This window comes from Muricoprocola aceti (assembly GCF_025567005.1).
In the GTDB taxonomy this organism is placed as follows: domain Bacteria; phylum Bacillota; class Clostridia; order Lachnospirales; family Lachnospiraceae; genus Marvinbryantia; species Marvinbryantia aceti.
Window position 1 is genome coordinate 1 of sequence record NZ_JAOQKE010000007.1, and the last position, 531, is coordinate 531.

1 protein-coding gene is annotated in these 531 nt (G+C 49.7%); it reads left to right on the forward strand.

All coding sequences use genetic code 11. The features are described 5' to 3' along the window. Positions 1–531: ATP-binding cassette domain-containing protein (locus OCV47_RS07665; protein WP_262654634.1), on the forward strand; the 531-nt coding region annotated here is incomplete at both ends.

Below are 531 nucleotides of genomic sequence, written 5' to 3' on the forward strand. Positions count from 1 at the left end.
TGGAAGATATCTACTACTGCTCAGATAAAGTAGTGGTGATCGAAGACGGGAAAATGATTGCAAAGGATGAACCGCGGAAAGTGGGAGATTACCTGAAGAAGTGCGGCAATGAGATGTTTACCGCCATGCCGACGCCGGTACAGATCTTTTATGGTGTGGGAGGAAAGGGCAGATGTCCCTTAACCGTCCGGGAAGGTGCAGAATGGCTGGATCAGGTGTTTCAAGACCATGCCCCACAGGTGACTGCGGTGGATGATACGCCGGAAACCGACCTGGATCCGGACAACATCAAAGATCCTGCGGTGCTGGTGAAGGAAGCCTGGTTCCGTTATGAAAAGGACAGCCCGGATGTGCTCAAAGGAGTCACGCTTCAGGTTCCCAAAAATGTGCTCTATGCCATAGTAGGCGGCAACGGAACGGGTAAATCCACCACATTAAAAGTGATCAGCAATATCTGTAAGCCTTATCGAGGAAAAGTACTGATCAATGGGAAAGAAGTGAAAAAGTATAAGTCCGGGGAGCTGTTCCAGG